Genomic DNA, 1,733 nt, shown 5'->3' with positions numbered 1-1,733 from the left:
GACGTGGCGACCCTGGTCGACGGTGGCCGCGAGCTCGCCTTTGCCTGGCCGGGCGCGCTGCCCGCGCCGACGCTTGCCGGCAGCACGGCGACCTACGCCGACGTGGCGCCCGGCACCGATCTGGTGGTCAAGGTCGTTCCGACGGGTTACGACGTGCGGATCGTCGCGCACACCGCGGCGGCGGCGCAGGCGGCGTTGCGGTTGCCGTTGCGGTTGAAGGGGTTGACCGCCGAGCGGACGTCGGCGGGGGAGCTGCGGCTGTCGGCGGGGGGGAAGGTGACGGCTCGTTCGCCGTCGCCGTTGATGTGGGATGCCCACGTCGATCCGAAGGTGAAGCTGCCGGACCGTACCCGTGGGGTCGACAGCGCGCTGGAGGGCGCCGGCGCGGCGCCGACCCTCGCGCTCAAGCCGGACAAGGCATGGCTCACTGACCCGTCCCGCCAGTATCCGGTGACGATCGACCCGGCGGCGACCCTGGCGGACAACCTCGACACTGATGTGAACGATGCGAATCCGACGACGAACTATGACACGAACGACATTCTGCGGGTCGGTAACTATCAGGGTGCGGCGGTGAACCGGTCGTTCCTNCGGTTCGACGATTCGGCGATCAAGAACCGGCATGTGACGTCGGCGGTGTTGAACCTGTGGCAGGGCGGGTCGGCGACGTGCACGGTCGAGCCGACGGTCGTGCAGGGCGCCAGCGGCATGGGGGCGGGGACGACGTGGAACTCCCAGCCGAGNGCGGACGGTCACAACTGNGGTAGTGCCACGTTCAACAACGGCGGCTCGTGCACCGGCTCGGGCGGCACGAACATCGACATCACCGGGCTGGTGGACGCCTGGGCGCACAACGGTGCGCCGTCGCCGGAGGCGCTGACGATCCGGGCGCCGAGCGAGTCGGATGCGAACCAGTTCAAGTACTTCTACTCGGGTGACACGATGCTCGCCCCGCACATCTCCACGACGTACAACTCCTACCCGGGCACGGTCGCGGGCCGGTTCACCAGTCCGTGTTCGGCGCAGTGTGGTGGCAGTCCGGNGATGGTGCTGACGAACACGACCACGCCGACCCTGTCGGGTTCCTCNCGTGATCCTGATGGCGGGCAGGTGCGGGTCGACGTCGAGGTGTGGAATTCGGACGGCTCCACGAAGATCACCGGCGGGTCGGTGGCGAACACGCCGTCGAACTCGCCGGCGTACTGGACGGTGCCGTCGGGTCTGCTGACGAACGGCACGGCGTATGAGTGGCGGGCCCGGGCCTACGACGGGGTCGACTACGCGCAGGCGTGGTCGTCGTGGATCCCGTTCATCGTCGACACGACCGCACCATCCGCCCCGACCGGACTGAGTTCGGCGGCGTGGGCGTCCGGTGGCTGGGCGTCGGCGACCTCGGGCACGTTCACCTGGACCTCGCCCGGCGGGGACACCCAGTCGTTCCTCTACGGCCTCGACCAGCCGTCCCCGGCGACGGAGACGACGGCCACGACGACCCCGTCGCTGACCACGACCGCCGGCCTGCACACCTTCTCCGTGCGGACGAAGGACAAGGCGGGCAACCTGTCGCCGGTCGTCTCCTACGGGTTCGGGGTGGGTGCGGGGGCGCTGGCGCAGCCGGCGGACGGCGCCCGCGTCCAGCGGTTCACGACGTTGGAGGGGCAGGCGCCGTCGGCGCAGACCCAGGTGACGTTCCAGTACCGGCTGGGTACGAACACCGCCACCGGCTGGACGGA

4 pseudogenes are annotated in these 1,733 nt (G+C 70.0%); all 4 read left to right on the top strand.

Annotated elements, in window-relative coordinates:
• Positions 1-303: 303 nt before the first annotated feature.
• Positions 304-590: pseudogene (locus tag FF86_RS61575) on the top strand (hypothetical protein); the annotation flags it as partial.
• 1 nt (position 591) lies between these two features.
• Positions 592-743, top strand: a pseudogene (locus tag FF86_RS61570) (hypothetical protein); the annotation flags it as partial.
• A gap of 19 nt (positions 744-762) precedes the next feature.
• Positions 763-1,042, top strand: a pseudogene (locus FF86_RS61560) (hypothetical protein); the annotation flags it as partial.
• Positions 1,043-1,110: 68 nt separating this feature from the next.
• Positions 1,111-1,733 (top strand): annotated as a pseudogene (locus FF86_RS61555) (sugar-binding protein); the annotation flags it as partial.

Source organism: Frankia sp. CpI1-P (assembly GCF_001421075.1).
Lineage (GTDB): Bacteria > Actinomycetota > Actinomycetes > Frankiales > Frankiaceae > Frankia > Frankia torreyi.
This window is presented reverse-complemented; position numbering and strand designations above follow the sequence as displayed.